Origin of the sequence: Streptomyces violens (assembly GCF_000717745.1) — a bacterium.
Classification (GTDB): domain Bacteria; phylum Actinomycetota; class Actinomycetes; order Streptomycetales; family Streptomycetaceae; genus Streptomyces; species Streptomyces violens.
Map to the genome: position 1 here is coordinate 1 of NZ_JOBH01000041.1, position 907 is coordinate 907.

Annotated in this window: 1 protein-coding gene; it reads left to right on the plus strand. The window is 69.9% G+C overall.

The window, feature by feature from the left end; genetic code table 11:
• On the plus strand, nt 1-907 hold a 907-nt coding region (locus IF04_RS0135280; RefSeq protein ID WP_030267722.1), incomplete at both ends, for an aconitase family protein.

Genomic DNA, 907 nt, shown 5'->3' on the forward strand with positions numbered 1-907 from the left:
CGTCCGGCGCGCGGAAGGCGAGCCCGACCTTCTCTTCATCGATCTGCATCTGCTGCACGAGGTGACCAGCCCGCAGGCGTTCGACGGTCTGCGCAAGGCCGGTCGCCGGGTGCGCCGCACGGATCTGACCATCGCCACCGAGGACCACAACACCCCCACCCTGGACATCGACAAGCCGATCGCCGATCCGGTCTCGCGCACCCAGCTGGAGACGCTGCGCAAGAACGCCGCGGAGTTCGGGGTGCGGCTGCACCCCCTCGGCGACGTCGAACAGGGCGTGGTGCACGTGGTGGGCCCGCAGTTGGGCCTGACCCAGCCGGGCACCACGGTGGTCTGCGGTGACAGCCACACCTCCACCCACGGCGCGTTCGGCGCACTGGCCTTCGGCATCGGCACCAGCCAGGTCGAGCACGTGCTGGCCACCCAGACGCTGCCGCTCTCGCCGTTCAAGACGATGGCGGTCACCGTCGAGGGCGAGCTGCCCGACACCGTCACCGCCAAGGACCTGATCCTCGCCATCATCGCGAAGATCGGCACCGGCGGCGGCCAGGGCTATGTCATCGAATACCGCGGCCCGGCCATCGAGAAGGTCCCCGACCCGGCCTCCTACGAGGACGCATCGGAGCGCTACGCCGCCGAAAAGGCCCTGGAATACATGGGGTTGACGGCCGGTCAGCCGCTGCGCGACATCAAGGTGGACACCGTCTTCGTAGGTTCGTGCACCAACGGCCGGATCGAGGATCTGCGCTCGGCCGCCGCGCTGCTGGAGGGCCGCAAGGTCGCCGACGGGGTGCGGATGCTGATCGTGCCCGGTTCGGTGCGGGTGGCGCTGCAGGCCGTCGAGGAGGGCCTGGACAAGGTCTTCACCGCCGCCGGCGCCGAATGGCGGCACGCGGGCTGCTCGATG